This is a genomic window from Inquilinus sp. OTU3971 (assembly GCF_038440215.1).
The window spans coordinates 1-23,777 of the sequence record NZ_JASATH010000124.1 but is presented as its reverse complement, the minus strand read 5'-3'; the positions used below and the strand labels follow the sequence as shown (position 1 = coordinate 23,777).

General features: G+C 70.2%; 25 protein-coding genes. 14 read left to right on the top strand and 11 right to left on the bottom strand.

The features are described 5' to 3' along the window. Window positions 1–262 precede the first annotated feature (262 nt). The gene (locus AAHM41_RS26370) at window positions 263–1,690 is read right to left on the bottom strand and encodes a DHA2 family efflux MFS transporter permease subunit (protein ID WP_342239579.1); all 1,428 of its coding nucleotides are present in this window, start codon (window positions 1,688–1,690) and stop codon (window positions 263–265) included. Window positions 1,691–1,926: 236 nt separating this feature from the next. On the opposite strand from AAHM41_RS26370, the gene AAHM41_RS26365 reads away from it, so the two are divergent. Together AAHM41_RS26365 and AAHM41_RS26360 are read left to right on the top strand one after the other, a co-directional pair. Then, on the top strand, window positions 1,927–2,547 hold the full coding sequence (locus AAHM41_RS26365) for a TetR/AcrR family transcriptional regulator C-terminal domain-containing protein (RefSeq protein WP_342239578.1): 621 nt from the start codon (window positions 1,927–1,929) through the stop codon (window positions 2,545–2,547). A 148-nt stretch (window positions 2,548–2,695) separates the two neighbouring features. Next, complete coding sequence (locus AAHM41_RS26360) at window positions 2,696–3,208, top strand: hypothetical protein (RefSeq protein WP_342239577.1); 513 nt, start codon at window positions 2,696–2,698, stop codon at window positions 3,206–3,208. A 148-nt stretch (window positions 3,209–3,356) separates the two neighbouring features. Here AAHM41_RS26360 and AAHM41_RS26355 read toward each other — a convergent pair whose 3' ends face one another. Then, the gene (locus AAHM41_RS26355) at window positions 3,357–5,558 is read right to left on the bottom strand and encodes a hypothetical protein (RefSeq protein WP_342239576.1); all 2,202 of its coding nucleotides are present in this window, start codon (window positions 5,556–5,558) and stop codon (window positions 3,357–3,359) included. Window positions 5,559–5,905: 347 nt separating this feature from the next. Continuing rightward, a complete protein-coding gene (locus tag AAHM41_RS26350; RefSeq protein ID WP_342239575.1) occupies window positions 5,906–6,952 on the bottom strand; it encodes an SDR family oxidoreductase in 1,047 nt (348 codons plus the stop codon). A 115-nt stretch (window positions 6,953–7,067) separates the two neighbouring features. On the opposite strand from AAHM41_RS26350, the gene AAHM41_RS26345 reads away from it, so the two are divergent. Beyond that, the gene (locus AAHM41_RS26345) at window positions 7,068–7,973 is read left to right on the top strand and encodes a LysR family transcriptional regulator (RefSeq protein WP_342239574.1); all 906 of its coding nucleotides are present in this window, start codon (window positions 7,068–7,070) and stop codon (window positions 7,971–7,973) included. Between the two features lie 82 nt (window positions 7,974–8,055). After that, complete coding sequence (locus AAHM41_RS26340; protein ID WP_342239573.1) at window positions 8,056–8,979, top strand: DUF4436 family protein; 924 nt, start codon at window positions 8,056–8,058, stop codon at window positions 8,977–8,979. A gap of 27 nt (window positions 8,980–9,006) precedes the next feature. Here AAHM41_RS26340 and AAHM41_RS26335 read toward each other — a convergent pair whose 3' ends face one another. Beyond that, entirely contained in the window at window positions 9,007–9,354 is a 348-nt protein-coding gene (locus AAHM41_RS26335; RefSeq protein ID WP_342239572.1) for a GFA family protein, read from the bottom strand. A gap of 199 nt (window positions 9,355–9,553) precedes the next feature. On the opposite strand from AAHM41_RS26335, the gene AAHM41_RS26330 reads away from it, so the two are divergent. From AAHM41_RS26330 to AAHM41_RS26310, 5 genes are all read left to right on the top strand, one after another. Next, window positions 9,554–11,071 (top strand): MDR family MFS transporter, encoded by a 1,518-nt coding sequence (locus AAHM41_RS26330; protein ID WP_342239571.1) that lies wholly within the window; start codon window positions 9,554–9,556, stop codon window positions 11,069–11,071. Between the two features lie 56 nt (window positions 11,072–11,127). Beyond that, on the top strand, window positions 11,128–11,670 hold the full coding sequence (locus tag AAHM41_RS26325; protein WP_342239570.1) for a methylated-DNA--[protein]-cysteine S-methyltransferase: 543 nt from the start codon (window positions 11,128–11,130) through the stop codon (window positions 11,668–11,670). 264 nt (window positions 11,671–11,934) lie between these two features. Beyond that, a complete protein-coding gene (locus AAHM41_RS26320; RefSeq protein WP_342239569.1) occupies window positions 11,935–12,861 on the top strand; it encodes a pentapeptide repeat-containing protein in 927 nt (308 codons plus the stop codon). A gap of 102 nt (window positions 12,862–12,963) precedes the next feature. Beyond that, window positions 12,964–13,863, top strand: coding sequence for a helix-turn-helix domain-containing protein (locus tag AAHM41_RS26315; RefSeq protein WP_342239568.1), 900 nt, complete (start codon window positions 12,964–12,966; stop codon window positions 13,861–13,863). Next, on the top strand, window positions 13,842–14,201 hold the full coding sequence (locus AAHM41_RS26310) for a VOC family protein (protein WP_342239567.1): 360 nt from the start codon (window positions 13,842–13,844) through the stop codon (window positions 14,199–14,201). The genes AAHM41_RS26315 and AAHM41_RS26310 overlap by 22 nt, the downstream gene beginning before the upstream one ends. Before the next feature lie 175 nt (window positions 14,202–14,376). Here the strand turns inward: AAHM41_RS26310 and AAHM41_RS26305 are convergent, their stop codons facing one another. From AAHM41_RS26305 to AAHM41_RS26295, 3 genes are all read right to left on the bottom strand, one after another. Then, window positions 14,377–14,751, bottom strand: a complete 375-nt coding sequence (locus AAHM41_RS26305) for a c-type cytochrome (protein ID WP_342239566.1) — start codon at window positions 14,749–14,751, stop codon at window positions 14,377–14,379. Between the two features lie 84 nt (window positions 14,752–14,835). Beyond that, window positions 14,836–17,001 (bottom strand): xanthine dehydrogenase family protein molybdopterin-binding subunit, encoded by a 2,166-nt coding sequence (locus AAHM41_RS26300; RefSeq protein ID WP_342239565.1) that lies wholly within the window; start codon window positions 16,999–17,001, stop codon window positions 14,836–14,838. A 14-nt stretch (window positions 17,002–17,015) separates the two neighbouring features. Continuing rightward, window positions 17,016–17,468: a (2Fe-2S)-binding protein gene (locus AAHM41_RS26295; protein ID WP_342239564.1), complete on the bottom strand. Its 453-nt coding sequence runs from the start codon at window positions 17,466–17,468 to the stop codon at window positions 17,016–17,018. 250 nt (window positions 17,469–17,718) lie between these two features. Between AAHM41_RS26295 and AAHM41_RS26290 the strand changes: the two genes are divergently transcribed. The 3 genes from AAHM41_RS26290 to AAHM41_RS26280 are packed head-to-tail and all read left to right on the top strand — an operon-like array spanning window position 17,719 to window position 19,916. Next, the gene (locus AAHM41_RS26290) at window positions 17,719–18,138 is read left to right on the top strand and encodes a hypothetical protein (RefSeq protein ID WP_342239563.1); all 420 of its coding nucleotides are present in this window, start codon (window positions 17,719–17,721) and stop codon (window positions 18,136–18,138) included. Window positions 18,139–18,150: 12 nt separating this feature from the next. Then, entirely contained in the window at window positions 18,151–19,089 is a 939-nt protein-coding gene (locus AAHM41_RS26285; RefSeq protein WP_342239562.1) for a diacylglycerol/lipid kinase family protein, read from the top strand. After that, window positions 19,089–19,916: a metallophosphoesterase family protein gene (locus AAHM41_RS26280; protein ID WP_342239561.1), complete on the top strand. Its 828-nt coding sequence runs from the start codon at window positions 19,089–19,091 to the stop codon at window positions 19,914–19,916. The genes AAHM41_RS26285 and AAHM41_RS26280 overlap by 1 nt, the downstream gene beginning before the upstream one ends. Before the next feature lies 1 nt (window position 19,917). Here AAHM41_RS26280 and AAHM41_RS26275 read toward each other — a convergent pair whose 3' ends face one another. Continuing rightward, window positions 19,918–21,267: an aminotransferase-like domain-containing protein gene (locus tag AAHM41_RS26275; protein ID WP_342239560.1), complete on the bottom strand. Its 1,350-nt coding sequence runs from the start codon at window positions 21,265–21,267 to the stop codon at window positions 19,918–19,920. 120 nt (window positions 21,268–21,387) lie between these two features. Between AAHM41_RS26275 and AAHM41_RS26270 the strand changes: the two genes are divergently transcribed. Further along, a complete protein-coding gene (locus AAHM41_RS26270) occupies window positions 21,388–21,774 on the top strand; it encodes a DUF983 domain-containing protein (protein WP_342239559.1) in 387 nt (128 codons plus the stop codon). Between the two features lie 24 nt (window positions 21,775–21,798). Here AAHM41_RS26270 and AAHM41_RS26265 read toward each other — a convergent pair whose 3' ends face one another. The 3 genes from AAHM41_RS26265 to AAHM41_RS26255 all read right to left on the bottom strand — a co-directional run bounded on the left by AAHM41_RS26265 (window position 21,799) and on the right by AAHM41_RS26255 (window position 23,146). Continuing rightward, window positions 21,799–22,125: a hypothetical protein gene (locus tag AAHM41_RS26265; RefSeq protein ID WP_342239558.1), complete on the bottom strand. Its 327-nt coding sequence runs from the start codon at window positions 22,123–22,125 to the stop codon at window positions 21,799–21,801. 64 nt (window positions 22,126–22,189) lie between these two features. Beyond that, the gene (locus AAHM41_RS26260) at window positions 22,190–22,639 is read right to left on the bottom strand and encodes an SRPBCC family protein (protein ID WP_342239557.1); all 450 of its coding nucleotides are present in this window, start codon (window positions 22,637–22,639) and stop codon (window positions 22,190–22,192) included. A 54-nt stretch (window positions 22,640–22,693) separates the two neighbouring features. Then, the gene (locus AAHM41_RS26255) at window positions 22,694–23,146 is read right to left on the bottom strand and encodes an SRPBCC family protein (RefSeq protein ID WP_342239556.1); all 453 of its coding nucleotides are present in this window, start codon (window positions 23,144–23,146) and stop codon (window positions 22,694–22,696) included. Between the two features lie 105 nt (window positions 23,147–23,251). Between AAHM41_RS26255 and AAHM41_RS26250 the strand changes: the two genes are divergently transcribed. Continuing rightward, on the top strand, window positions 23,252–23,777 hold a 526-nt coding region (locus AAHM41_RS26250; RefSeq protein ID WP_446719489.1), incomplete at its 3' end, for a hypothetical protein.

The window sequence follows — 23,777 nt, the reverse complement described above, 5'->3', positions numbered from 1 at the left end:
GCGCGGGGGCCCGGCTCCGCCCGTCTGCCCCCCCCCACCCCCCCCCCCCCGCCGGCGCGCCCGGCCGCTCCCCGGCCCGATCGGCGCCGGCCGCAGCAGCGCCGCGGCCGGCCGCGCTAAGAGATCGTTTGAGAATGCGCTGGCGTGAGTCGGCCTGTGGTGGCTTCGAGAACCGGCGCGCAGCGGACGTTATACTCCGTGAGCACCGGAAGCTTCGAGTCCGCCGTCAGACGGCCGCGCCAGTAGCATTATCAGACGGTCTCTAGGCCCGCCGCTCCGCCCGCAGCAGCAGGAGCGCCGGCAGCAGCGGCAGCGCGGCGACCAGCGCCAGGATGCCGTGCGTGGCGTCGAAGGCGGCCAGCGCCCCCATCGGGTAGGCCGGGCCGGGCGGCAGGAACAGGCCGAACAGCGCCACCGCCAGCGCCGCGCCGATCGAGGCGCCGGTGCGGTCGAGGATGTTGAGCAGCGGCACCCCGTCCGGCACCCGCTCCTTCGGCAGCGAGGCCAAAGCCACCGTCATCGCCGGCATCGCCGACAGCACCATGCCGAAGCCGCGCACCACCAGCACGGCGGAGAGCCAGAGATAGCTTGTGTGCACCTCCAGCAAGGCCAGCGGCACGGTGCCGAGCACGGTCAGGAGGACGCCGGCCACCACCAGCCGGCCGCCGCCGAAGCGGTCGGCCAGCCGTCCGCTCAGCGGCATGGCCAGGGCGATGCCGAGATCCTGTGGCAGGATCAGCAGGCCGGCCATGAACACCGTCTCGTGCCGCACCAGCAGGTAGTAGAGCGGCAGCGCGATCTGCGCCCCGTACACGGTGAAGCCGCCGCAGAGCAGGATCAGCCCGGCCGGGCCGAAGATGCGCTCGCGCAGCAGGCCGATGCGGATCAGCGGCGCCTCCATCCGCCGCGCCCGCAGCACAAAGCCGGCGATCAGGGCGAGGCCCAGCAACAGTGCGCCATCCGCCGCCGCGGCACCGAAGCCGCCGGCCTGGGCGATGGCGACGACGCCCCAGGTCATCAGCGGCAGGCCGAGAGTCAGCAGGACAAGGCCGGGGAGGTCGAGGCGGCCGGCGGCGCCCGCCTGTCCGGCTTCGGTCCGCGGCAGCCAGAGCCAGCCGGCCAGGAGGGCGGCGAGGCCGAGCGGCAGGTTGATCCAGAACAGCCAGGGCCAGCCGCGCCAGGCCAGCAGCGCGCTGCCGACGGTGGAGCCGATCGCCGGGGCCAGCACCACGACGAGGCCCATCGTGCCCATCAGCCGGCCCATCCGCCCCGGCCCGGCGGCCATGCCGAGCAACATCTGCCCGACCGGCACCAGGAGGCCGCCGCACAGGCCCAGCAGCACCCGCGCCGCGATCAGCTGCCCGGCCGTGGCGGACAGGGCGCAGGCGACCGAGGCCAGGATGAACAGGATCAAACTGGCGAACCACAGCCGGGTCGGCCCGACCCGTCGCGCCGCCCAGGCGCTGATCGGGATCGAGGCGGCCAGGGCCAGCAGATAGCCGGTCGCCACCCATTGCATGGTGTCGAGCGGCACGCCGAAGCCTTCGCCCATCGGCGCCAGGCCGATGTTCACGATCGAGGTGGTGAGCCGCGACAGGAAGCCGCCGCCGACCAGGATCGCGGCCTGGCGCCACAGCGCGGCCGGGATCCTCTCCAGCCTTGCGGTCGCGGCCGGGGCGATGGAGACCATGAGAGCAGTCCTTATCGATGATAAATTTATCACCGATAAGGAACCGATTGCGGCTAGCCTGTCAAGCGGCTCGACCAGAGAGCGATTGACCAGGACCACCACCGCATGTCCCGTCCCCAACCGTCATTGCGAGCGCAGCGAAGCAATCCAGGGCCGTTCGCTCCGGCCCCTGGATTGCTTCGTCGCTCCGCTCCTCGCAATGACGCGGGGAGAGCGGGCCGTCCGGTGACCGGGCGATGAAGCTGCAGCGGGATGTGGTGATCCGGACGGCGCTGGATCTGCTGGACGAGGTCGGCATCGACGGGTTGAGCACCCGCCGCCTGGCCGAGCGGCTGGGCGTGCAATCCCCCGCCCTGTACTGGCACTTCAAGAACAAGCGCGCCCTCCTGGACGCCATGGCCAAGGCGATGATGGTGGAGGCCGGGATGGACCGGCCTGTCGAGCCCGGCGCCGATTGGCGGGAATGGATCGCCGAGGATGCGCGCCGGTTCCGCCGGGGGCTGCTGGCGCGGCGCGACGGCGCCCGGCTGCACGCCGGCACCCGGCCAGAGCCGGAAGAATTCGCCGCGGTCGAATCCGAGACCGCCCTCTTGTGTGCGCAGGGCCTCAGCCCGGCCGATGCGTTGCGCGCCGAGATAGCCATCGGCCGCTATGTGGTGGGCTGGGTGCTGGAAGAGCAGGCCGATGCCGCCGACGCTGGCAAGCGCGAGGGCGAGCGGATGGCCGCCGCGGAGCTCGCCGGCTATCCGCTGCTGGCCGAGGGCATGGCGGCGGTGCGCGACGCCGATCCGGATGCCGCGTTCGACTACGGCCTCGCCCTGCTGCTCGACGGCATCGCGGCGAAGATGGCGCGGTAAAGGCGGAGCGGGTCCTTCATGCCGATGGTGAATAGCGCCCCGCAATGACAGCAAAGGGCGGAAAGCGGAAGTCCGGGACGCTTCACAGACAGGAAGTTGAAACTCAACCTCGATGTGATTGCGCTCGACGCTGGCGCCGGTTGCGAACATGATGAGTCTTATTGCATTGGGGGGCTATATGCGACCGAGCGCGCTTGCATTGTTGCTAGCATTTGTAGCTATGCCATCGATGGCTATTGCAGAAAGTTCACCTTTCCTAAAGACAATTTCCAGCCTTCCGCCGCAATGGAAGCAGGCCAAAGATTGGGAATGCCTCCAAAGGTCGGGTCATTTTGTCCAAAACACTTCAGCATTGCCAGTGGGCAGATCAGAAGATTTCAGAAGAACCGGCGAATATTACCTTGAAGCAAGAATAAATATCAAAGATGGTTACATATTTTCACAAACACACGGCGGCACGGATTCTCTCTTAATGGAAGAAAATATCACAGAAGTGTCGTATGCGAGAGATTATAATTATGTATATATAATACATGAGATTGGAAGCGGCCATATTGGAATGTGGACAATTGATCTGTCCAGCGGAATCGCAGTAAATCCTGCTGTCCGGCCGTATGGACAAACCATATTGTTTTATTATCAGTGTTCTCCGAGCAAGTAGACGCACTCCAACCGATCAATTTGGAAAGCGATCGATTCCACGTCGCCTTTGGGTCGAAAGCTGACCCGAGCTTGTCCGCGGCGGCGCCGCCGGCATGATGCGAGGGCTCCCCGCCGCAGCGGAGAGCCCCCTTTTCGGTCCTCCGATCCTAGGCCACGCCGCCCCGGCTCAGGGTGAAGGCCTCGAAATCGGCGCTGTCGAGATACTGCAGCCGGCCCCAGCCGTCGGTCGCCATCGCCGTGACGTATTCGGCCGAGGCGAAGGCGGCGACGTTGCAGCCGCCGGGCAGGCAGCCGGGCGGCAGGTTGGCGTCCATCAGCCCCTGCGCGCTCTGCACCGTGCTGTGGTTGCCCACCAGCCCGACCGGCCCGGAGGTCGAGAACACCACCTCGTCGACCCGCTTGGTGACGAAGCTGTAGCTGGCGAAGCCGTTCTTGTGCTTCGCCCGCCACGGCAGCGTGACCATGTCGCCCGGGGTGAAGCCGAGCACGCCGCAGCACGGGTCGGCCGAGGCCGAGCCGATGGTCGGCGCGTCGATCTCGGCATAGGTCGGGTTGTTGTCGACATGCACGGTCACGACCATGGCATTGCCGTCGACCAGGCCGAGCGGTGCCGCGTCGACCGTGGTGATCGTGCCGGCCAGGTTGTCGACATCCGGCACGAAGTAACGGATGCCGAGCGCCGCGATGTCGACCGGGTTGCCGGCGGTGTCGAACAGCTCGAGCCGGATCTCGAACTTGCCGGACTGGTCGGACCCGACCTCCGCGCCATTCGCATTGTAGGTGATGCCCGGCGCCGGCAGCGTGGTGTCGAACACGCCGTTCTGGTAGTCGACCGGCGCGATCACCGGCCCCCAGACGCCCTGCGGTGGCAGGGAGGGCGGGATCTCGAACAGGTTCGCCACCGGCGCGTCCGGCGGTGACAACGGCCCCAGCTTGTAGAGCGAGCTCACCGGCTGCCCGCCGCCGCCGTCATAGGTGTAGTGGCGGCCGACATCGCCGACCATCTGGATCCAGGGCACGGTGCCGGCGCGGCGCCAGAACAGGCGGTAGTACTTCACCCCCAAGGTCTCGCGCAGGCTGTTGTCGAACAAGAGCTGCGGCCTGAGCGTGCCGCCGAACGGCGCGCCGCCGCCGGTCAGGCCGCGATTGGCCGGGGTCGTGCCACCCTGCAGCGCGTCCGAATTGCCGAAGATCGCATTCATCGAGGTCTGGCCGATCGCGGTGAACAGCACCCAGTTGTCGCCGGCCACCACCGGCTCGCAGGGCGGGCAGGTGCGCGCCAGCGGATGGTGCGTGATCAGCGTGACCTCGCTGCCGCAGGCGTAGTTCCACCACGTGTAGCAGGGCACCGGCGTCGGCGCGTAGATGACGATGTCCCACCACAGGAAGCGCTGCTTGACCTTGAAGTACAGGTCCGGCGTGTCGTGGTTGTGGCAGCCCTGGAAGAACAGGGTGCGGAAGTGGCCGCAATCATCGGTGTGCGCCGTGGCCACGCGCTGCATGGTAAAGAAGCCGGGGAACAGGATGCAGAAGATCGGCCGCAGCAGCAGCTCGTGGTCCAGGAGAACGCGCTGGAAGTCGAGATCGCTGGCCGTCCGCGCAGCGAAGCGCAGGGCGCTGGCCTGCTCCAGCCCGGCCAGGGCGGTGGCCGCCTCGGCATGGCTGTGCATCATCTGCGGCGCGACCTCCGGGCTCAGCCGGCGCAGCACGGCCGCGCCTTGGAACGGCGCCGGGTCCGGGCCGGGGCCGGGCGGCGGGAACGGCCCGGGGAACGGGCCCGGCAGCGGGTCCGGGATCGGGTCGGGCAGCGGGACCGGATGCAGGATGATGTCGCGCAGCCGGTCGAACACCAGTTTCGGCAGCTTCGGCAGGATGATCGGGAAGCGGTCGACCTCATAGACCTCGACCGTGGCGTTGCAGACCGGCAGGTCGATGCTCTGCCCGCCCAGCGTGGTGCGCTTCAGCACCGTGCCGCGGACCACGCACAGGCCGCGCAGCCAGCACAGGATCGTGTCGAGGCCGACCGAAATGTCGATCGCCAGGCGCTCGGCGCCGCGGTCGACCCGCAGATGGCGCTCGACCGCGCCGCGGCGCATCAGCTCGGCGACCGAGCGGTCCTGGTCCTCGAGCCGCGGGCCGACCAGCAGCCGAAGATTGGTGCCCTCGGCGCCGATCGGCACGCGCAGGGCGACCTCGCCCTTCGCATCGAGCGGCTTCACATCCATCAGCTTGCCGCCCTGGGAAAAGGCGTAGACGGCGAGCGACGCCTTGCGGGCACGGTCGTCGTCCGGCAGGGCCACGCGGACGGTGACGCCCTGCTCCTTCGGGGGTTCGGGTCTCTTTGCCATGAAGGCCTCCTGGGTGCGGAGGGCCAGCCTCCGCAGATGGGGGAAAGCAGGTGCGGAGCTGCGTTCCGACTGCGCGCAAAGCCGGTGTCGCCCCGCCGCCAGCGGCGTGGACGTCCGGCCCACAATCTGTCTCGCATTGCCCAGGAATTGTCGCGGCGATGACCCCTTCACCGCCGCACGCCTTCTTGTGACGATCAGTCGATCGGCGCAGCCGGAGAGCGAAGACGCCCCTGCCGACTAAGAATCGAACATCATATCAAATTATGCAGACCTGCTCTCAAAGCTCCCCGAATGCCGGGAGCCTTTCTGTTCTACTCTTCAATTGCGGCTTTGTTGTGCTTGGCCGGTCATGGGATGATCCGGCGCCGCCGCAGATCTCGGAAGATGGCGAGGAACATGGTCTCGGTGTCGACCCCGTCGTGGAAGCCGAAGCGCTGCGACTTCAAGGTGTCGCCGAACATGTCGTAGTCGAGGCCGAAGACGAAATCGGCGAAGGGCCAGGACGACACGTCGCGATACGGGGTCGGCGCCAGCCCGTGTTTCACGATCATCGACCGCCACAGCGGCTCCTTGTCCGCCATCAGCGTGGCGAGCGGCATCGGCAGGGGCGGCGCCACCTCGAGGTCGAAGAACCGGGCCAGGCGCGGCCACAGATCGGTCCAGCGGAACAGGTCGCCATTGGCGATGTTGAAGGCCTGGCCAGCGGCGCGCGGGTCGGTCGCGGCCCAGACCGTGGCCCGGGCCAGCAGGCCGGAATCGGTCATCTGCAGCAGCTTGCCATAGGCGCCCGGCTTGCCCGGGAACCGGAACGGCACACCCAGCTCCTTTGCCATCGACGCGTAGACGGCGATGGCGACGGCCAGGTTCATCGGGTTGCCCAGCGCCGTGCCGCCGACCACCGCCGGGCGGATCGCCGACCAGCCCCAGCCCCGGGTGGCGGCGCGCGCCTGCAGCCAGGCCAGTTGGTCGATCATGAATTCTGGCGGCATCGGGCCGGGGTCGTCCTCCCGCGCCGGGGTCTTGAACGGGCCGAGATGGCCGCCATAGACCTTGTAGCCCTGCATCAGGCTGACATGACGCAGCCCCGGCGCCTCCGCCGCCTCCACCGCGCTGACCAGCATGGCCAGGTTCGGCGCCACCAGCTCGGCCCAGCTCGGTCGGTCCTGGAAGGCGGCGTAGAAGATGTGGGTGACATCGCGCAGGCCCCCGAGCTTGTCGCGCGCATCGGCGGGGTCGAGCAGGTCGACGGCGATGTGCCGGATGCGGCCCGCCGCCGCGCCGCCGCGGCGCGACAGGCCGATCACGTCCCACTCCTCCAGCGTCGCCAGATGCTCCACCAGGTTGCGGCCGATCACCCCCTGGGCCCCGACCACCAGCGCCGTCTTCCGGTCCATCGCTCTCTCCATGCCGATCGCCCGCAGGCTCCGGCCCAGAGATCATTCATTCTGGATGGATTGAGTAGACCACAAAATCCATTATCATTCATAAGCACAGCTTTGAGATGATGGGATGGACCGCTTCACCACCATGGCCACCTTCGTCCGGGTGGCGGAGCTCGGCACCCTGTCAGCAGCGGCGCGCGACCTCGGCCTGACCCAGCCGGCGGTGAGCCAGCAGGTGGCGGCGCTGGAGCGGCGGCTTGGCGTGCGCCTGCTCAACCGCAGCACCCGCCGCCTGGCCCTGACCGAGGCGGGTGAGCGCTATCACGCCCAGGCCCGGCGCATCCTGGAGGCGTTGGCCGAGGCCGAGGACGGGCTGGCCGAACCGTCGGACACGCTGGCCGGCAGCCTGCGCGTGCATGCGCCGGCCGGGCTGGGCCAGGCGCATCTGGCGCCGATCCTGATCGGCTTCCAGCGACGCCATCCCGAGCTGGCGGTCGAGCTGATCGCCGATGACCGCTATGCCGACCTGATCGGCGAGGGCGTCGACGTCGCCATCCGCCTCGGCGCCCTGGCCTCGCCCGGCCTGGTGGCGCGCCGGCTGGCGACGCTGCGGCGGATCCTGGTGGCCTCACCCGGCTATGTCGCCGCCCAAGGCAGCCCGGAGACGCCGGAGGATCTGGCCCGGCACCCGCATGTCCGCTTCAGCTGGGCCGCTTCCGGCGACGCGGTGCCGCTGGTCGGCCCGGACGGGCCGCTGGAGGTGCGGGTGCGGTCGCGCTTCCTGGCCAACAACGCCTTCGTGCTGATCGAGGCGATCCGCGCCGGGATCGGCATCGGCGGCGCCCAGCTGCCGCTGGTGCAGCCGCTGCTCGACCGCGGCGAATTGGTGCGGGTGCTGCCGGGCTACGCCTATGCGCCCCTGGAGGTGCATGCCGTGTACCCCTCCGGCCGCTTCGTGCCACGCCGGGTCCGCGCCTTCGTCGACCATCTGGTCGCCGCTCTGCCCGGAATTCCGGGGCTGGACCGGGACTAAGGCTTAGGGTGTAGCTGGCCGATCTGGCCTTGCCGTCCCAGCCTCGGCTCTGAAATGATCCCCGCAAACTTGGTGAGAGGCCGTGGACGACGTCTCGGACACATCGGCCGTCGATGCAGCCGGAGAAAAGGCCTCACCGGCACGGCCCGTTTCGCTGCCGCGCCGGACCCTGGTGCTGACCGTGCTGCTGGCCGGCTGTGTGATCGCCTACGCTCTCGTGCTTGCCTGGATCGATGTGTCGACCCCGCCGGTCGAAACCGAATTCGGTGCGTCGGCCGGCGATGCCAGGGTCAAGCTCTACCTGCAGCCGATTCAGGTCGATCCGGTCAACGATTCTCTCGAGATGCGGATCAGCATGACGCCTGATCCATCCCTGGTGGATGCGGCGTCGACGACCGCTGATCGCGATTTCATGATCCAGATCAAGCGCGGCAAGCAGATCGAGCATGTGCATATCGGGGCCGGCCAGCCTCTTCCCGAGGTCACCTTCGAATTCGATCTCGATGACGGAACCGTGCGCGACTATCCCCTCGACCGGTATGTATCGGCCATGACGCTGGCGGCGAGCGAACGAAGCCAGGACGGCACCGAGGCGCCGCTGCCGATCCGTGTCACGGTCTGGGAAGGTCTCCTCGGCTACACCGTGAAGGCGCAGCAGGCGGCAGGACCGACCGCCGATGAACTGCAGCTCCAATTCGCTGTCCGTCGCACGGGAGCCGTCGCGTTCTTCGGCACTGCGATTTATGGCGCCATCATCGTCATGGCGCTCTGCGCCCTTGTCATCGGCAGCTTGGTGTTCATCGGCATCCGGCGGATCGAGGTCACGCTCGTCGGCGCGCTTGGCGCCGTGATCTTCGCGCTGCCGGCGCTGCGCATGGCGTTGCCGGGCGCGCCGCCGCTGGGCGTCCGGCTCGACATCCTCGTCTTCTTCTGGGCCGAGCTCGGTGCCGTTATCGCGCTTTGCCTGTTCGTCGTCGCCTGGGCGCGCCGCGGCCCCCGGCCCTGATCCCGCAGCCTCGGCGGCGCCTGGCCTTCACATCGACCGGCCGTCGAACTGATGCACCGGCACGGCCGCCAGGTCGATGTCCTCGAGGCAGCGGATGTTGATGTAGGCCGACCGCTCCGCCCCCGGCGCGGTGTCCTCGGCGAAGACGTGGATGCCGCAGTTCCGGCAGAAGCGGTGCTGGAGGACGTGGCGGTTGAACAGGTAGGTGCCGAGGTCCACCGGCGCCGCGCGCAGCCGCAGGGCGCCATGCGGCACGGCCCAGAGCAGCGCGCCCTTGCGGGCGCAGATCGAGCAGTTGCAGGAAACGGCGCCGTCCAGCTCGCCCTCGACCTCGAAGGCGACGCGGCCGCAATGGCAGCTTCCCTTGTAGAGCATGGTCCCCTCCCCTTGTGTCCGTCCACAAAGCTGGGCCGGCGGCGCCCGCGGGCAATCCCCCAGGGCACCGGGGAAACGACCGACGCATGGCTGCTTTGCACCCCCATCCGCCGGCCCGGAGTCAGATGTAGGATGAGTCATCCGTCATCGTCCGAGACCCGTCCGCCGCACCGGCCTGCCCCAGGCCCGGAGGAACGCCATGTCCACTGCCGTCGACCGGTCGAAGCGACCGTTCCTGATCGCCTCGATCATGCTGGCGACCTTCATGATCGCGATCGAGGCGACGATCGTCGCCACCGCCATGCCGCGCATCGTCGGCGAGCTCGGCGGCTTCACCTATTACAGCTGGGTGTTCTCGGCCTTCCTGCTGGCCCAGACCACCGCCACCGTGATCTACGGCAAGATGGCCGACGTGTTCGGCCGCAAGCCGGTGCTGATCGGCGGCACCGCGGTGTTCCTGGCCGGGTCGGTGCTGTGCGGCTTCGCCTGGTCGATGGGGTCGCTGATCCTGTTCCGGCTGCTGCAGGGGCTGGGCGCCGGGGCGATCGCGCCGGTGACCATGACCGTGATCGGCGACCTGTACAAGCTGGAGGAGCGCGGCCGCGCCCAGGGCATGATGGCCAGCGTCTGGGCCACCTCCGCCGTCATCGGCCCGCTGGCCGGCGGCGTCATCGTCGACACCCTGTCCTGGGCCTGGATCTTCTGGATCAACCTGCCCTTCGGCGTGCTGACCATCGCCGGCTTCATCCTGTTCCTGAAGGAGAGGATCGAGCCGCGGGAGGTGAAGATCGACTATGCCGGCGCCGGGCTGTTCACGATCGCCGTGGTGTCGCTGCTGGTGATCCTGACCGAGACCGATGCCGGCGCGCCGCTGCTGGGCGGGCTGGCGCTGGTGTTCCTCGTCTCCGGCTGGCTGTTCCTGCGGCAGGAACGGCGGGCGCCGGAGCCGATCATCTCGATCGCGCTGTGGGGCCGCCGGCTGATCGCCACCAGCAACGCCGCCACCCTGCTGGCCGGCATGGCGCTGATCGGCCTGACCACGATCCTGCCGGTCTATGTCCAGGGCGTGCTCGGCCGGTCGCCGATCGTCGCCGGCTTCACCTTGACCATGCTGGTGGTGGGCTGGCCGATGGCGGTGATGCTGTCCAGCCGCTTCTACCGCGCCTTCGGCATCCGCCGCACCCTGCGCGCGGGTAGCCTGCTGTTTCCGGTCGGCGCCGCCGTGCTGCTGTTCCTGACGCCGCAGAGCCACCCGGCCCTGGCCGGGGCCGGGTCGTTCCTGATGGGCTTCGGCATGGGGCTGATCAGCCTGACCACCATCGCCGTGGTGCAGGACAGCGTCGACTGGTCGATGCGCGGCAGCGCCACCGCCTCGATCATCTTCGCCCGCAGCCTGGGCAACACCATCGGCGCCACGGCGCTGGGCGCGGTGCTGAATTTCGGCATCGCCCATTTCGGCAGCGGCGCCCTGGCGGCCGGCGTGCACGACGTGCTGAACCGGCCGGACGGGCTGGCCGACCTGGCCGCCGACCCGTCGGTGCGCATGGTGTTCGACCAAGCGCTGCACTGGAGCTTCTGGGGCGTGGCCGGGGTGGCGGTGCTGACCTTCGTCGCCATCTGGCTGATCCCGATCGCGCCGCGGCCCGCGGGCGCCAGGCCGCAGGAGGCGGAGATCGAGGCGGCGGCCGAGCCAGGTCCCGCCGCGGTCGGCCACTGAGTTTGACCGCAAGAACCGGGCCGACCGACCGGGAGGTGGGTGGTAGGATCCGGCCCATGAGCGAGCATCTCTACACCCTGTTCGAGACCGCCATCGGCCCCTGCGGCATCGCCTGGGGCCCGCGCGGCATCACCGGCGTGCAGCTGCCGGGGTCGAGCCCGGAGAAGACGCGGATGCGCCTGCTCCGCCGCTGCCCCGGCGCCGAGGAACAAGCGCCCCCGCCCGAGATCGCCCGGGTGATCGAGCGTATCGGCGCCCTGCTGCGTGGCGAGCGCATCGACCTGTCCGACGTGCCGGTCGACCTCGGCCGCGTGCCGGAGTTCGAACGCCGGGTCTATGCCATCGCCCGCGCCATCCCGCCGGGGTCGACCATGACTTATGGCGAGATCGCGAAGCGGCTGGGCGACCCGCTGCTGGCCCGCGACGTCGGCCAGGCGATGGGGCACAACCCGTTCCCGATCGTGGTGCCCTGCCACCGGGTGCTGGCGGCCGGCGGCAAGCCCGGCGGCTTCTCCGCCCCCGGCGGGGTCGACACCAAGCTGCGCATGCTGCGGATCGAAGGCGCCGCGGCCGCCGCCCAGGCCTCGCTGTTCGATTGATCCTAGGAGAGCAGTCCAGGGCAATCCAAAACCGTCATCGCGAGGCGCGAAGCGCCGTGACGATCCAGAGGTCGGCGCCGCTGGATCGCCACGCCCCTGCGGGGCTCGCGATGACGATGCGAGCGATGGCGAGACCGAACGGCGGCCGGAGCCCTATTGCCCGGCGTCGTCGCCGGCCACAGAATTAGCCTATGGCACCGAGATTTTTGACAGCACTGCCTCCCCTGTATCGCGGCGAATTTCCATCACGCATTGGTGACAAGCATGAGCAAGCACCTCAAGGAGCGCTGGGCGGGACAGTCCCCAGTACCGGGTGCTGCCTCTCCCTTTGGCTTAACCGCAGAAGGCGCACATGATTTCCGAGGAGCGCCGTTGCGAAAATCGGAGGGCATTACGGAGGTCGATGGCTTGTCCATCGACAATGCCGACTTTAGCCACGCCAGCCTGCCGCACTTCAGGATCAGCAATTCGCGCTTCACGAACTGCATCTTCGACCGGGCCGACATGACCAACATGGCGGATCTCGGCAATCACTTCGAGAATTGTCGTTTCGTCGGCACCGACATGAGAGCCGCAATTTTGGGGCTTCGCCATTCAGTCTATCGCGACTGCCTGTTCGAGAAGGTTCGCTTCGCCCGAACTGGGTTCGTCAATGCGATCTTCGAAGGGGTGACGTTCCGCGGCGACCTCAGGCGCATCAACTTCAAGGTCTCAGGATTCTGGGGATGCAGGTTCATCGGAAACCTGTGGGACGTGATGTTCTTTGGCGAGAGCTTTTTTGATAGCCAGCAGAATGAGATTTTCGGCGTGCCCAGAGACACGGGCTTGCACAATGTCAGCTTTGAGGATGCGAAACTGCAATTCGTCAATTTTCGTTGGAACTGTGCGGTGGAGCATATCCTCTTGCCGAGGGACGGCAGTTCCGTTTTGTGCACCAAGATCATCTACGAAGAATTTGAACGTGATGCTCAGAAGAATCCTCCGATAGCAAACATCGAAGCGCTCAAAAAAGCCCTTTATCTTCATTCAATTTGGTACGAAAAGCAAGACATTCTAATGATACACGAGGCGGATCTCATCGACATTTGCGGAGATGAAGACGGACGGAGAGTCTATTCGCTTCTCCGCGACCGCGTCGTCTCATCCGCGGGGGCTATCGCCGCGACCGCAAGAACAGGTCGGATGAACTAAATCGCCAGATTCTGGGTCGGCTACGGCACCGAATCCCTGGCCGCCTGAGCAGGCGTAGCCTGAAGGCTTGCCCGGCGCGGCGGGGGCGCGCAGAGTCGGCGCATGCCCGCCGAACAGATCCTGCAGCGCCCGTCGATGGCGGTCTATGACTACCGGTGCAGCGCCGGGCCGGGCGACCGCCCCTTCGCCGAGCTGCATGCGTGCCATTCCGTCGCCTATGTCCGGCGCGGCAGCTTCGGCTGCCGGCAGCTGGGCCGGATCGACGAGCTGGTGGCGGGGTCGGTGCTGGTCGGCCATCCGGGCGACGAGTTCACCTGCAGCCATGAGCACCACCATGGCGGCGACGAGTGCCTGTCCTTCGAGCTGACCCCGGCGCTGGTCGAGGCGATCGGCGACGACCCTGCCGCCTGGCGCGCCGGGGCGATGCCGCCGCTGCCCGGGCTGATGGTGCTGGGCGAGCTGGCCCAGGCCGCCGCGACAGGCCGCAGCGACCTGGGGCTGGACGAGGTCGGCATCGCCTTCGCCGCCCGCTTCGTCGGCCTGGTGACCGGGCGGGGGGCGCGGCCGGCCGAGCCGGCGGCGCGCGACCGCCGCCGGGCGGTGGAGGCGGCGCTGTGGATCGACGCCAACGCCGACCAGCCGGTCGACCTGGATGGCGCGGCCCGGACCGTCGGCCTCAGCCCGTTCCACTTCCTGCGGATCTTCGCCCGCAGCCTGGGCGTCACCCCGCACCAGTACCTGGTCCGCGCCCGGCTGCGCCGTGCCGCCCGCCTGCTGGCGGAGGATGCGCGGCCGGTGACCGATATCGCCTACGACGTCGGCTTCGGCGACCTGTCGAACTTCGTCCGCAGCTTCCACCGCGCCGCCGGCGTCTCGCCGCAGCGGTTTCGCAAGGCGGCGCTGGGCGACCGCAAGATCCTCCAAGAAAGGCTGGCCCGATCGCCGCAGCATGACCTCCGGCTCACGACGGAGGTTCTGCCATGTATGACCATGTCGGCCTGAAGGTCCGCGATCTCGACGCCAGCCTGCGCTTCTATGAGGCGGTGCTGGCGCCGCTCGGCCACGAGGTGTGTTCCCGCGGCGATGCCGATGCCGGCCTCGGCCCGGCCGGCGCGCCGGCGCTGTGGCTGTATCGCTCCGCAGCGGCGGGCGCGGGCACGCATGTCGCCTTCCGCGCGCCGGACCGGGCGGCGGTCGACCGCTTCCATGCCCAGGGCCTGGCCGCGGGCGGCCGCGACAACGGCGCGCCGGGGCTGCGGGCCGACTATAGCCCGACCTACTACGCCGCCTTCCTGATCGACCCGGACGGCAACAATGTCGAGGCGGTGTGGATGGGGTGACGGACAGATGGAGAGGCCGGAGCCGCCCCTCACCAGCGGCCCTTTGAGAGCGGCTCTCCAGCTCTTCCCCGTCTTGGCGAGGAGCGAAGCGACGTGGCCATCCAGAGGGCGGTGCCGCTGGATGGTCACGCCCCTGCGGGGCTCGCCATGACGGCTTCTGTTGTGGTGCTGGGTCCTACGACGCCCCGAGCGTCTTCAGATAGGCGATGATGTCGGCACGGTCCTGCGGGTTGGCGATCGCGCCGGCCGCCATCTTGGTGCCCGGCACGGCCTTGTTCGGCGCCGTCAGGAACGTATCCAGCGTGGCCTCGTCCCAGGTTTTGCCGTAGGCGGCCATGGCCTTGGAGTAAGTATAACCCGCGACCGTCCCGGCGGCGCGGCCGAACACGCCGGAGAGATGCGGCCCGAGCTTGTTCTGCTCGGTCACCGCATGGCAGGCGCTGCAGCGCGAGAACAGGGTCTGGCCCCGCGCCGCGTCGCCATCGGCCAGGGCCGGCGACACAACGCCAGCGGTCAGCAGGGCCGCGAGAGCCCACTGTGTCAGCTTCATTTCTCTTCCTCTTCCCTTCGGGAGCCCGGACGTCGTCCGGGGTTGCGCCGGCGGGAGCCGAGGCCCCCGCCGGAAACCGGCCTGTCAGGACGACGACTTCAGCAGGTCCGTGTCGAACGGCAGGCTGCGCAGGCGCTTGCCGGTGGCGGCGAAGATCGCGTTCGCCACCGCCGGGGAGACGGCGGCGGTCGCGGTCTCGCCGATGCCGCCGGGGGCCTCGGCGCTCTTGATCAGATGGGTCTCTATCACCGGCACCTCGTCGATCCGCATCGGCAGGTAGGTGTCGAAATTGCCCTGCTCCACCCGCCCATTCGCGAAGGTGATGGCGCCGTGCAGCGCCGCGGTCAGGCCGAAGATCGCGCCGCCCTGGACCTGCGCCTCGATCGTGTCCGGGTTGACCGTCAGGCCGCAATCGACGGCGCAGACCAGGCGATGAACCCTGATCGACCCGTCGCCTGCCACCTCGACCTCCGCCACCATCGAGACATAGCTGCCGAAGGCGAACTGCACCATGACGCCGCGGCCGTGGCCCTTCGGCATCGGCGTGCCCCAGCCGGCCTTCTCCGCCGCCAGGGTCAACGCGGCCAGGGCGCGCGGATTGTGGCCCAGGAGGGCCTTGCGGTAGGCGACCGGATCCTGCTTCGCCGCGGCCGCCAGCTCGTCGATGAAGCTCTCGACCACGAAGACATTGTGGGTCGGGCCGACGCCGCGCCACCAGGAGGTCGGCACCCCCTGCGGCTCGACCCGGACATATTCGACGCGGATCGCCGGGAAGGCGTAGGGCGGCTCGGCCGCGGCCTCGACCGCGTCCGCATCGACCCCGTCCTTGAAGCCCGCCGGGAAGTAGCGGGCCATGATCGAGGAGCCGGCGATGCGATGGGTCCAGGCCACCGGCTTGCCCTGCGCGTCCAGCCCGGCCGAGAACCGGTCGTAGTAGTGCGGCCGGTACATGTCGTGCTGGATGTCCTCCTCGCGGCTGTAGACCACCTTCACCGGGCCGTCCACCTGCTGCGCCACCTTGACGGCGCGGGCGATGCCGTCGACCTCCAGCCGCCGGCCGAAGCCGCCGCCGATCAGGTGGTTGTGGACCTGCACCTTCTCCTTCGGCAGGCCGGTAACCTGCGCGGCCACGGCCTGGGCCAGGGTCGGGACCTGGGTGCCGACCCAGATCTCGCAGCTGTCCTTCCGCACGTGGACGGTGCAGTTCATCGGCTCCATCGCCGCATGCGCCAGGAAGGGCACCTGGTAGATCGCCTCCAGCCGCTGCGCCGCGCCGGCGAGCGCCTTGTCGGCGTCGCCCTCGTTGCGGGCCACGGCGCCCGGCTTCTTCGACTCCTCCTCCAGCTGGCGGACCAGGTCGGCGCTGTTCACATTGGCGTTCGGGCCGTCATCCCACTGGATCGCCGCGGCCTCGAGCCCCTTCTTGGCCGCGCCCATATGATCGGCGACCACGGCGACGGATTCGTCGGTCTTCACCACCTGGCGGACGCCCTTGACCGCCATCGCCGCGGCCTCGTCCACCGATTTCGGCTTGCCGCCCAGCACCGGCGAGATGGCGATCGCGGCGACCTTCATGCCCGGCAGCTTGGTGTCGATGCCGAACTCGGCCTTGCCGTTCACCTTGTCCGGCGTGTCCAGCCGCTTGGCCGGCTTGCCGATGATGGTGAAGTCCTTCAAGTCCTTCAGCGCCACGGTCTTCGGGTCCGGCGCCGGCAACGCCGCCGCGGCGTCGGCCAGCTCGCCATAGCCCAGCGACCGCTTGCCGTCAGTGACCTTGCCGAGCTGCGCCTTGAGGGTCGACGGGTCGACGCCCCACTGCTTGGCGGCGGCGGCGATCAGCAGGGTGCGCGCCACCGCGCCGGCCTGGCGCAGCGGCGTCCAGAAGCCGCGGACCGAGGTCGAGCCGCCGGTGAGCTGGGCGCCGATCAGCGGATTGGCGTAGAGCGCGTCGCTGGGCGGCGAATGCTCGAGCCGGACCTGGTCGAGCCCGACCTCCAGCTCCTCGGCCAGCAGCATGGCCTCGGCGGTGTAGATGCCCTGGCCCATCTCGGCCGACGGCATCACCAGCGTGACCAGCCCTTGGGGGTCGATGCGGATGAAGGCGTTGGGCGCGAAGCCGGCCGCCTCGGCTGCCGCCAAGGCGGGCCGCAGCGCCAGCGGCAGGGCGACGGTGAGGGCCAGGCCGCCGCCGACAGCGGCGCCGACCTTGAGGAAGCCGCGGCGATCGAGGGTGTGCGAGCCATCAGGCATGATCGAACCCTCCCTCAGGCCGCGGCTTTGTGGATCGCGGCGCGGATCCGCTGATAGGTGCCGCAGCGGCAGACATTGCCGGACATCGCGGCGTCGATGTCGTCATCGGTCGGCTTCGGCGTCTCGGCCAGAAGTGCGGCCGCCGACATGATCTGGCCGGACTGGCAGTAGCCGCATTGCACCACCTCCAGCTCCAGCCACGCCTTCTGCAGGGCCTGGCCCTGCGGCGTGCCGCCGATCGCCTCGATGGTGGTGACGGCGCTGTCGCCGACGCTGTCGACCGAAGTCTGGCAGGAGCGGACGGCCTGGCCGTCGACATGCACGGTGCAGGCGCCGCACAGGGCCAGGCCGCAGCCGAACTTGGTGCCGGTCATGCCGAGCACATCGCGCAGCACCCACAGCAGCGGGGTGTCGCCGTCGACATCGACCTCATGGGGTGTGCCGTTGATCTTCAACGTGAAAGCCATGGCTGCCTCTCGGTGGCTTGGGCTGACGGGACGCAGCCGGCCGACCTGGACAGCGCCGGCCGGCTGCGTCTATCGATAGGATCTGCGACTGTTTTCGAAGCTCGGTTGCGCTCCGCCGGCCGGCAATGGCCCGGCACCACGCCCGACTTCCGATTCCTGTCCCAGCTTAGAACGAAACGCGAAGGAAGCGCAGCGAAACATCGCGGCCTTCGACCATTGAAGAAGCCGCAACCCCGCACATCTCATCAGCATGAGCCCGCTGATCCGCCTGGCGCTCGCCGCCGGCCTCGTCGTCGCGGCCGCCCCCGCCGCCACGGCGCCCACCATGGCGCAATGCATCGTCGACCCCGGCCAGATCGGCAGCCCCTGCGCCGGCGGCATCGGGTCGCCGCCGATCATCCGCGGCCAGCGCCCGGCCACCCCGCCGATCACGCCGCCGGGGCAGCTCAACCCGCCGCAGCTGGCGCCGTTCCGGCCGCAGCCGGTGCCGGCGCCGCGCCAGGCGGAGAGCCTGAGCCGCAAGGCGCCGAGCAACCCGCTGCTGCCGCTGCCCTCGGCCGGCGCGGCTTATCGCTGCGTCACGATGTATGGCAGTTGCCCGATCCCGGGCGGCACCATCCCGAGCACTGCCTGCACCTGCGAGGGCGGCACCACCGGCACCGCCCGATGACCTGAGGCCGGAATGCGCGTGGCGCTGGTGCTGAACGGCGCCGCCGGCGCCCTGCTGGGCCGCACGCCCGAGACCATCGCGGCGCGGCTGGAGCAGATCCTGGCCGAGGCCGGGGCCGAGGCGCGCGTTGCGGTGGCCGAGGGCGCGGCGCTGTGCCGGGCGCTGGACGCCGCCATCGCGTCGGACGCCGAGGCGATCCTGGTCGGCGGCGGCGACGGCACCATCATCGCCGCGGCCGAGCGCCTGTTGCCGGAGAGCCGCGCCGGGGCCGGCCGGCCGCTCGGCATCCTGCCGCTCGGCACTGCCAACCTCCTGGCCCGCGACCTCGGCATCCCGCTGTCGCCCGAGGCGGCGCTGCCGGTGCTGCTGGCCGGCGCCACCCGGCGGATCGACGTCGCCCTGGTCAACGACCGGATCTTCCTGAACAGCTCGCTGCCCGGCATCGCTCCGCGCATGGTGCTTCAGCGCGAGCGGATGCGGCACGACCCCGGGCCGCTGAAATGGCTGCGCCTGGTCCGCTTCTTCTTCCGCGGCTTCGACCGCGGGCCGCGGCTGCATGTCGTGCTGCAGGCCGACGGCCGACCGGTGCGGCTGGTCACCCGCACCCTCGCGATCACCAACAACCCGCTGGCCGAGGGCTTCGCCGCGATCCACACCCGCACCGCGCTGGACGGCGGCACGCTGGGCGTCTACGCCGCGCGGATCGACCGCCGGCTCGACCTGTGGCGCCTGATCGCCCGCCTCGTCGCCGGTACCTGGCAGCACGACCCCGCCGCGGCGGCGCTGGCCGCGCGCCGCGTCAACGTGATCTCGCGCCGGCCGCGGCTATGGGTCGCCAATGACGGCGAGAACCACCTCTTGGCGACGCCGCTGCGCTATCGCATCCTGCCCCGCGCGCTGACCGTGCTGGTGCCGCGCGCCGTTCCCGACACGCCCACCATGCCGGAGTGATGAAGAGCGTCGCCCACATCTCAGACCTGCATTTCGGCCGCACCGAGCCGGCCCTGGTCGAGGCCCTGCTGGCCGAGCTGAAGGCGCTCAAGCCCTCGGTCATCGCCGTCTCCGGCGACCTGACCCAGGATGCGCACAGCGGCGAATTCGCGGCCGCGCGGGATTTCCTGGACCGGCTGCCGGCCCCCTACATCGTGGTGCCCGGCAACCACGACATCCCGCGGCACAACCTGCTGTCGCGCTTCACCAAGCCGTTCTCGCGCTATCGCCGCTACATCACCCCGGACACGGCGCCGCTGCTGGTCCAGGACGGCATCGTGCTGATCGGCGTCAACACCGCCCGGCGGCTGGTGGCGCATTGGAACTGGTCGCACGGCTCGATCAGCCTGGAGCAGATCGAGCGGGTGCGCGAGACGCTGCGGGCCCTGCCGCGCGGCATGCTGAAGATCGTGGTGGCGCACCATCCCTTCCTGCCGCCGCCCGACGCCCCGGAGACCAAGCTGATCGGGCGGGCCGAGACGGCGCTGCGCTTCTTCGCCACCGCCGGGGTCGACCTGATCCTGACCGGCCATCTGCACCGGGGCTTCTACGGCGAGGTCACCACCCATCACGGAAGGGTGCGCCGGCCGATCCTGGTGGCGCAGGCGGCGACCGCGACCTCGAGCCGGCGGCGCAACGAGCCGAACGCCTACAACCGCATCCTGGTCGACGGCGACCGGCTGACGCTGGAGCCGCGGCGCTGGGACGGCGCGGGCTTCGTGCCGATGCCGCCGCACAGCTTCGAGAAGGTGAAGGGCCGCTGGGCGGCGGTGGCCGCGGAGGGGTGACTCATACGATCGCGGCGCCCGGTGCGCCGGGCCAGGCCAGGAGGCCGGACAGGCGCAGCAGGGCCCGCTCCAGCGCGGTCCGGTCGGGCACGCCGCCGAGCGACAGCCGCACCGCCCGCGGCGGCGCGCCGGCGCCCGTAACATCGAACGCGTCGGCCGGCACCACCAGCAGCCCGGACTCCCGTGCCGCGGCAGTGAAGGCGGTCGCCGTCCAGCCTTCCGGCAAGGACAGCCAGAGATGGTTGCCGTCCGGATGGGCGGCGACCGTGCCGGCGGGCAGCAGCTTCGCAGCCAAGCCCTGCCGGGCCCGGTTCTCCGCCCGGATCTCCACCGTCAGCGCGTCGAGTGTGCCATCGCCGATCCAGCGCGTGGCCAGGCCGGCGGTCAGCGGCGACGCCATCAGGCTGATCGCGCGCAGCCCCCCGGTCAGCCGCAGCGCCGCCGCCGCGTCCGGCGTCGCGACATAGGCGATGCGGAGTGCCGGCGTGGCGCATTTCGACAGCGAGGCGACGTGCCACGTGATCTCCGGCGCCAAGGCGGCGACGGGCGGCGGCGCGGCCTCCGGCAGCGCGCCATAGGCGTCGTCCTCGACGATCGCGACGCCGTGGCGGCGGGCGATGGCGGCGATCGCCTGCCGGCGCTCCAGCGGCAGCGACGCCGTGGTCGGGTTGGCGATGGTCGGGACCAGGTAGAGCGCCTTGGGCGGAGCCGCCCGGCATAGCGCCTCGAAGGCCTGCGGGTCGAGGCCGTCGCCATCATGGGCCAGACCGGCGAGGCGCAGGCCCAGATGCCCGGCAACCGCCTGCATGCCGGCATAGGTCAGCCCGGCACAGGCCAGGGTGTCGCCGCGGCCGAGCAGCAGATCGAGCAGAGCAAAGAGCGCGCTCTGGGTTCCGGCCGCGACCACCATCCGATCCGCCACGGTCGGCCCGAGGCGCCGGGCCAGCCAGGAGGCGCCGGCCTTGCGGTCGGCCGCCGTGCCGCCGCTGGGCTGGTAGCCGAGGCTGGCCGCACCCTCCGGCCCCGCCAGCAGCGCCGCCAGATCCCGGGCCACCCGGCCGCCCAGGCCCGGGGGCCGCGGCGGCACGTTCATGCCGAGGTCGAACGCGACCGGCTCCCGGGCCGGGGCCGCGACGGCGGCAGGGGCACCGCGGACGAAGCTGCCGCTGCCAGTGCGCCCTTCGACCAGCTCCATACGCTTCAGCTCGGTGTATGCACGCGTGACCGTGGTCAGGTCGACGCCGAGCTGCGTCGCCAGTTGCCGCTGCGCCGGCAGACGGGCGCCCGGCCCCAGCTCTCCGGAGCGGATCCGGTCGGCCAGGGCGGCGACGATCGAGCGGTATTTCGACATGGTTATTGTCTGCGGCGGTTCATCGCATCTACCATATGCTTGACCGAAGTGTATGGCAACACTAGATTAAGATCCATACAATCGACCGCAGCCACCCTGCGGCCTGCCACAGGGATCACCATGGCCGAGCCCATCTACCCGACGCTGAGGCCCTTCGAGGTCGGTATCCGGGCGCGCTGCCCGCGCTGCGGCAAGGGCCATCTCTTCCGGGGCTTCCTGACCCTGGCGCCGCGCTGCGACGTCTGCGGCCTGGATTACGGCTTCGCCGACCCGGCGGACGGCCCGGCCTTCTTCGTCATCTCGATCGTCAGCTTCCCGGTGATCGCCTTCGCCGCCTGGCTGGAGCTGGCCCATGAGCCGCCGATCTGGGTGCACCTGCTGACCTCGGTGCCGCTCCTGATCGGCGGCTGCCTGGCGCTGCTGCGGCCGCTGAAGGGCTGGCTGGTCGCCGCCCAGTACATCAACGACGCCCGCGAGGCCCGGCTGGCGCGCAGGGACGAGGACTGACGGGGCCGCCTCGGCAGGGGCGGGTCAGCGTTCCGCCGCCAGCCTTTCCCGGATGCGGTCCGGCCCGCCGGCCATGCGCCGGGCGAAGGGCCGGTCGGGGTCGACGACGCGCCAGAAGGGCGCGCTGCCGTCCTGGCTGATCTGCACCAGGTGGCGCTGCGTCGTGACCGGGCAGCAGGCATCGGCCCCGTATTGCACCGCCAGCGCCCGCCGCAGCGCCGCGACATCCGACAGCCGGCCGGGCGGCGCCGCGCGCAGCGCGTCGGCGACCATGCCCTCGCTCGGGATCAGCATGCTCTGCGTCTGGCTTCGGCCCTTGCGACGCGACTTGATGACCGGCAACTCGTCCATGGCTCACCTCCGGAACAGGTCTCTCCGAAGGACGAACGGGGACGCCGGACTCCGACAACCGAAATCAGCCGGTCCGGCCGAGCCAGGGATCCGGGCCCGGGTCGCGCCCGCCGGCGAGCTCGGCCAGGCGGTCGAGGTAGTGGGCCCAGCCCTCGGCGTGGCCGGCGCATTGCTCGGCATTGGGCAGGCCGGTGTGGGTCATCTTCAGCAGCGTGCCGTCCGGCTGCTCGACCAGGTCGATCTCGACCAGGCTCGATCCCGGCGGCACCACCTCGCTGCCGTCCCAGCCGAAGCTGTAGGACAGGCGATGCACCGGCACCACCTCGCGGAAGGCGCCGCGGGCGAAGCGGGCGCCGGTGACGTTGACCAGGTACAGCCCGCCGGGCTGCGGGTCGAGCTGCGCCTCGGTGCCCATCCAGCGCAAGATCTGCTCGGGGTCGGTCAGCAGCGCGAACACCGCGGCGGGCGGCGCCGGAACATGGGTTTCGCGGCGGACGACGAGAGCGTCTGGCATCGGTCTCCTCCACGGTTGCGCCAATGGCGTTGCGCCCGGCCGCGGGCGCGGCGATCAGCCCCTCGGCGCGTCGCAGGGCATCACGTCGGGGCCGGGGTCGAGCTCGGCGACCACGGCCGCCAGCCGGTCGAGGTAATGCGCCCAGCCCTTGGCATGGGCCGGCACGGCCGAGGGCGGCAGGCCGCTATGGGTCATCCGCATCAGCGTGCCGTCGGGCTGCTCGATCAGGTCGATCTCGATCTGGCTCGACGCCGGCGGGACCTCGGCATTGCCCTCCCAACCGAAGCTGTAGACCAGGCGGTGCACCGGCACCACCTCGCGGAAGGCGCCACGCACCCTGTCCTTGCCGTTGACGTCGAGCAGGTAGAGGCCGCCGGGCTGCGGCTCCAGCGTCGCCGAAATTCCCATCCAGCGCAGGATCTTCTGCGGGTCGGTCAGCAAGGCGAAGATGGTGGCGGGCGGCGCCGGAAGCCGCATCTCGCGCCGGAAGACGGTCGGCTCGTCCATGGGCTTCCCCTGTCGCCGGTCCCGAGTCCAGCCGGCAAAATAACACGGCGCGGCCGGGGTTCACCACCCGTGACAGATCCCGCCCGGCGGCGGCATGATCGCGGCATGGATCTGCCCGCGCCCCTCGCCTGGCTGCTGGACGAGGCCGGCGCCTCGCCCGGACCCGACCGCTTCCTGGCCGAGCTCGGCGGCCGCCTGCTGGCCGACGGGCTGCCGCTGGCCGGCGCCGCCCTGACCCTGGCCGTGCCGCATCCGATCGTCGCCCGCCGCACCTGGCTGTGGCGGGCCGGCACCGGGGCGGTGATCGAGGCGCTTGGCTTCGCCGGCATGCCGCTGGCCACGGCCGGACCGCCCGGCCGCGGCGGCCGCGACTGGCTGTCCGGGCTGGGGCCGGGTCCAGTGCAGGAGCAGACCGCCGGGCCGGCCGTGCTGGCCTGGGCCGGCACCCGGCCGTTCGATCCCGACGAGGCCGGCCGGCTGCGCCAGGCCGCGCGCTTCGCCGCGGCGCCGCTGTCCGCCCTGGCCTCGCGGGCGGCGCTGGCCGCCCTGCTGGAGGCCTATCTCGGCCGGGGCCCCGCCCCCCCGGGGGCGGGCGGGGGGGGGGGGCCCGGCGGGGGGGGGGCAAAAAACG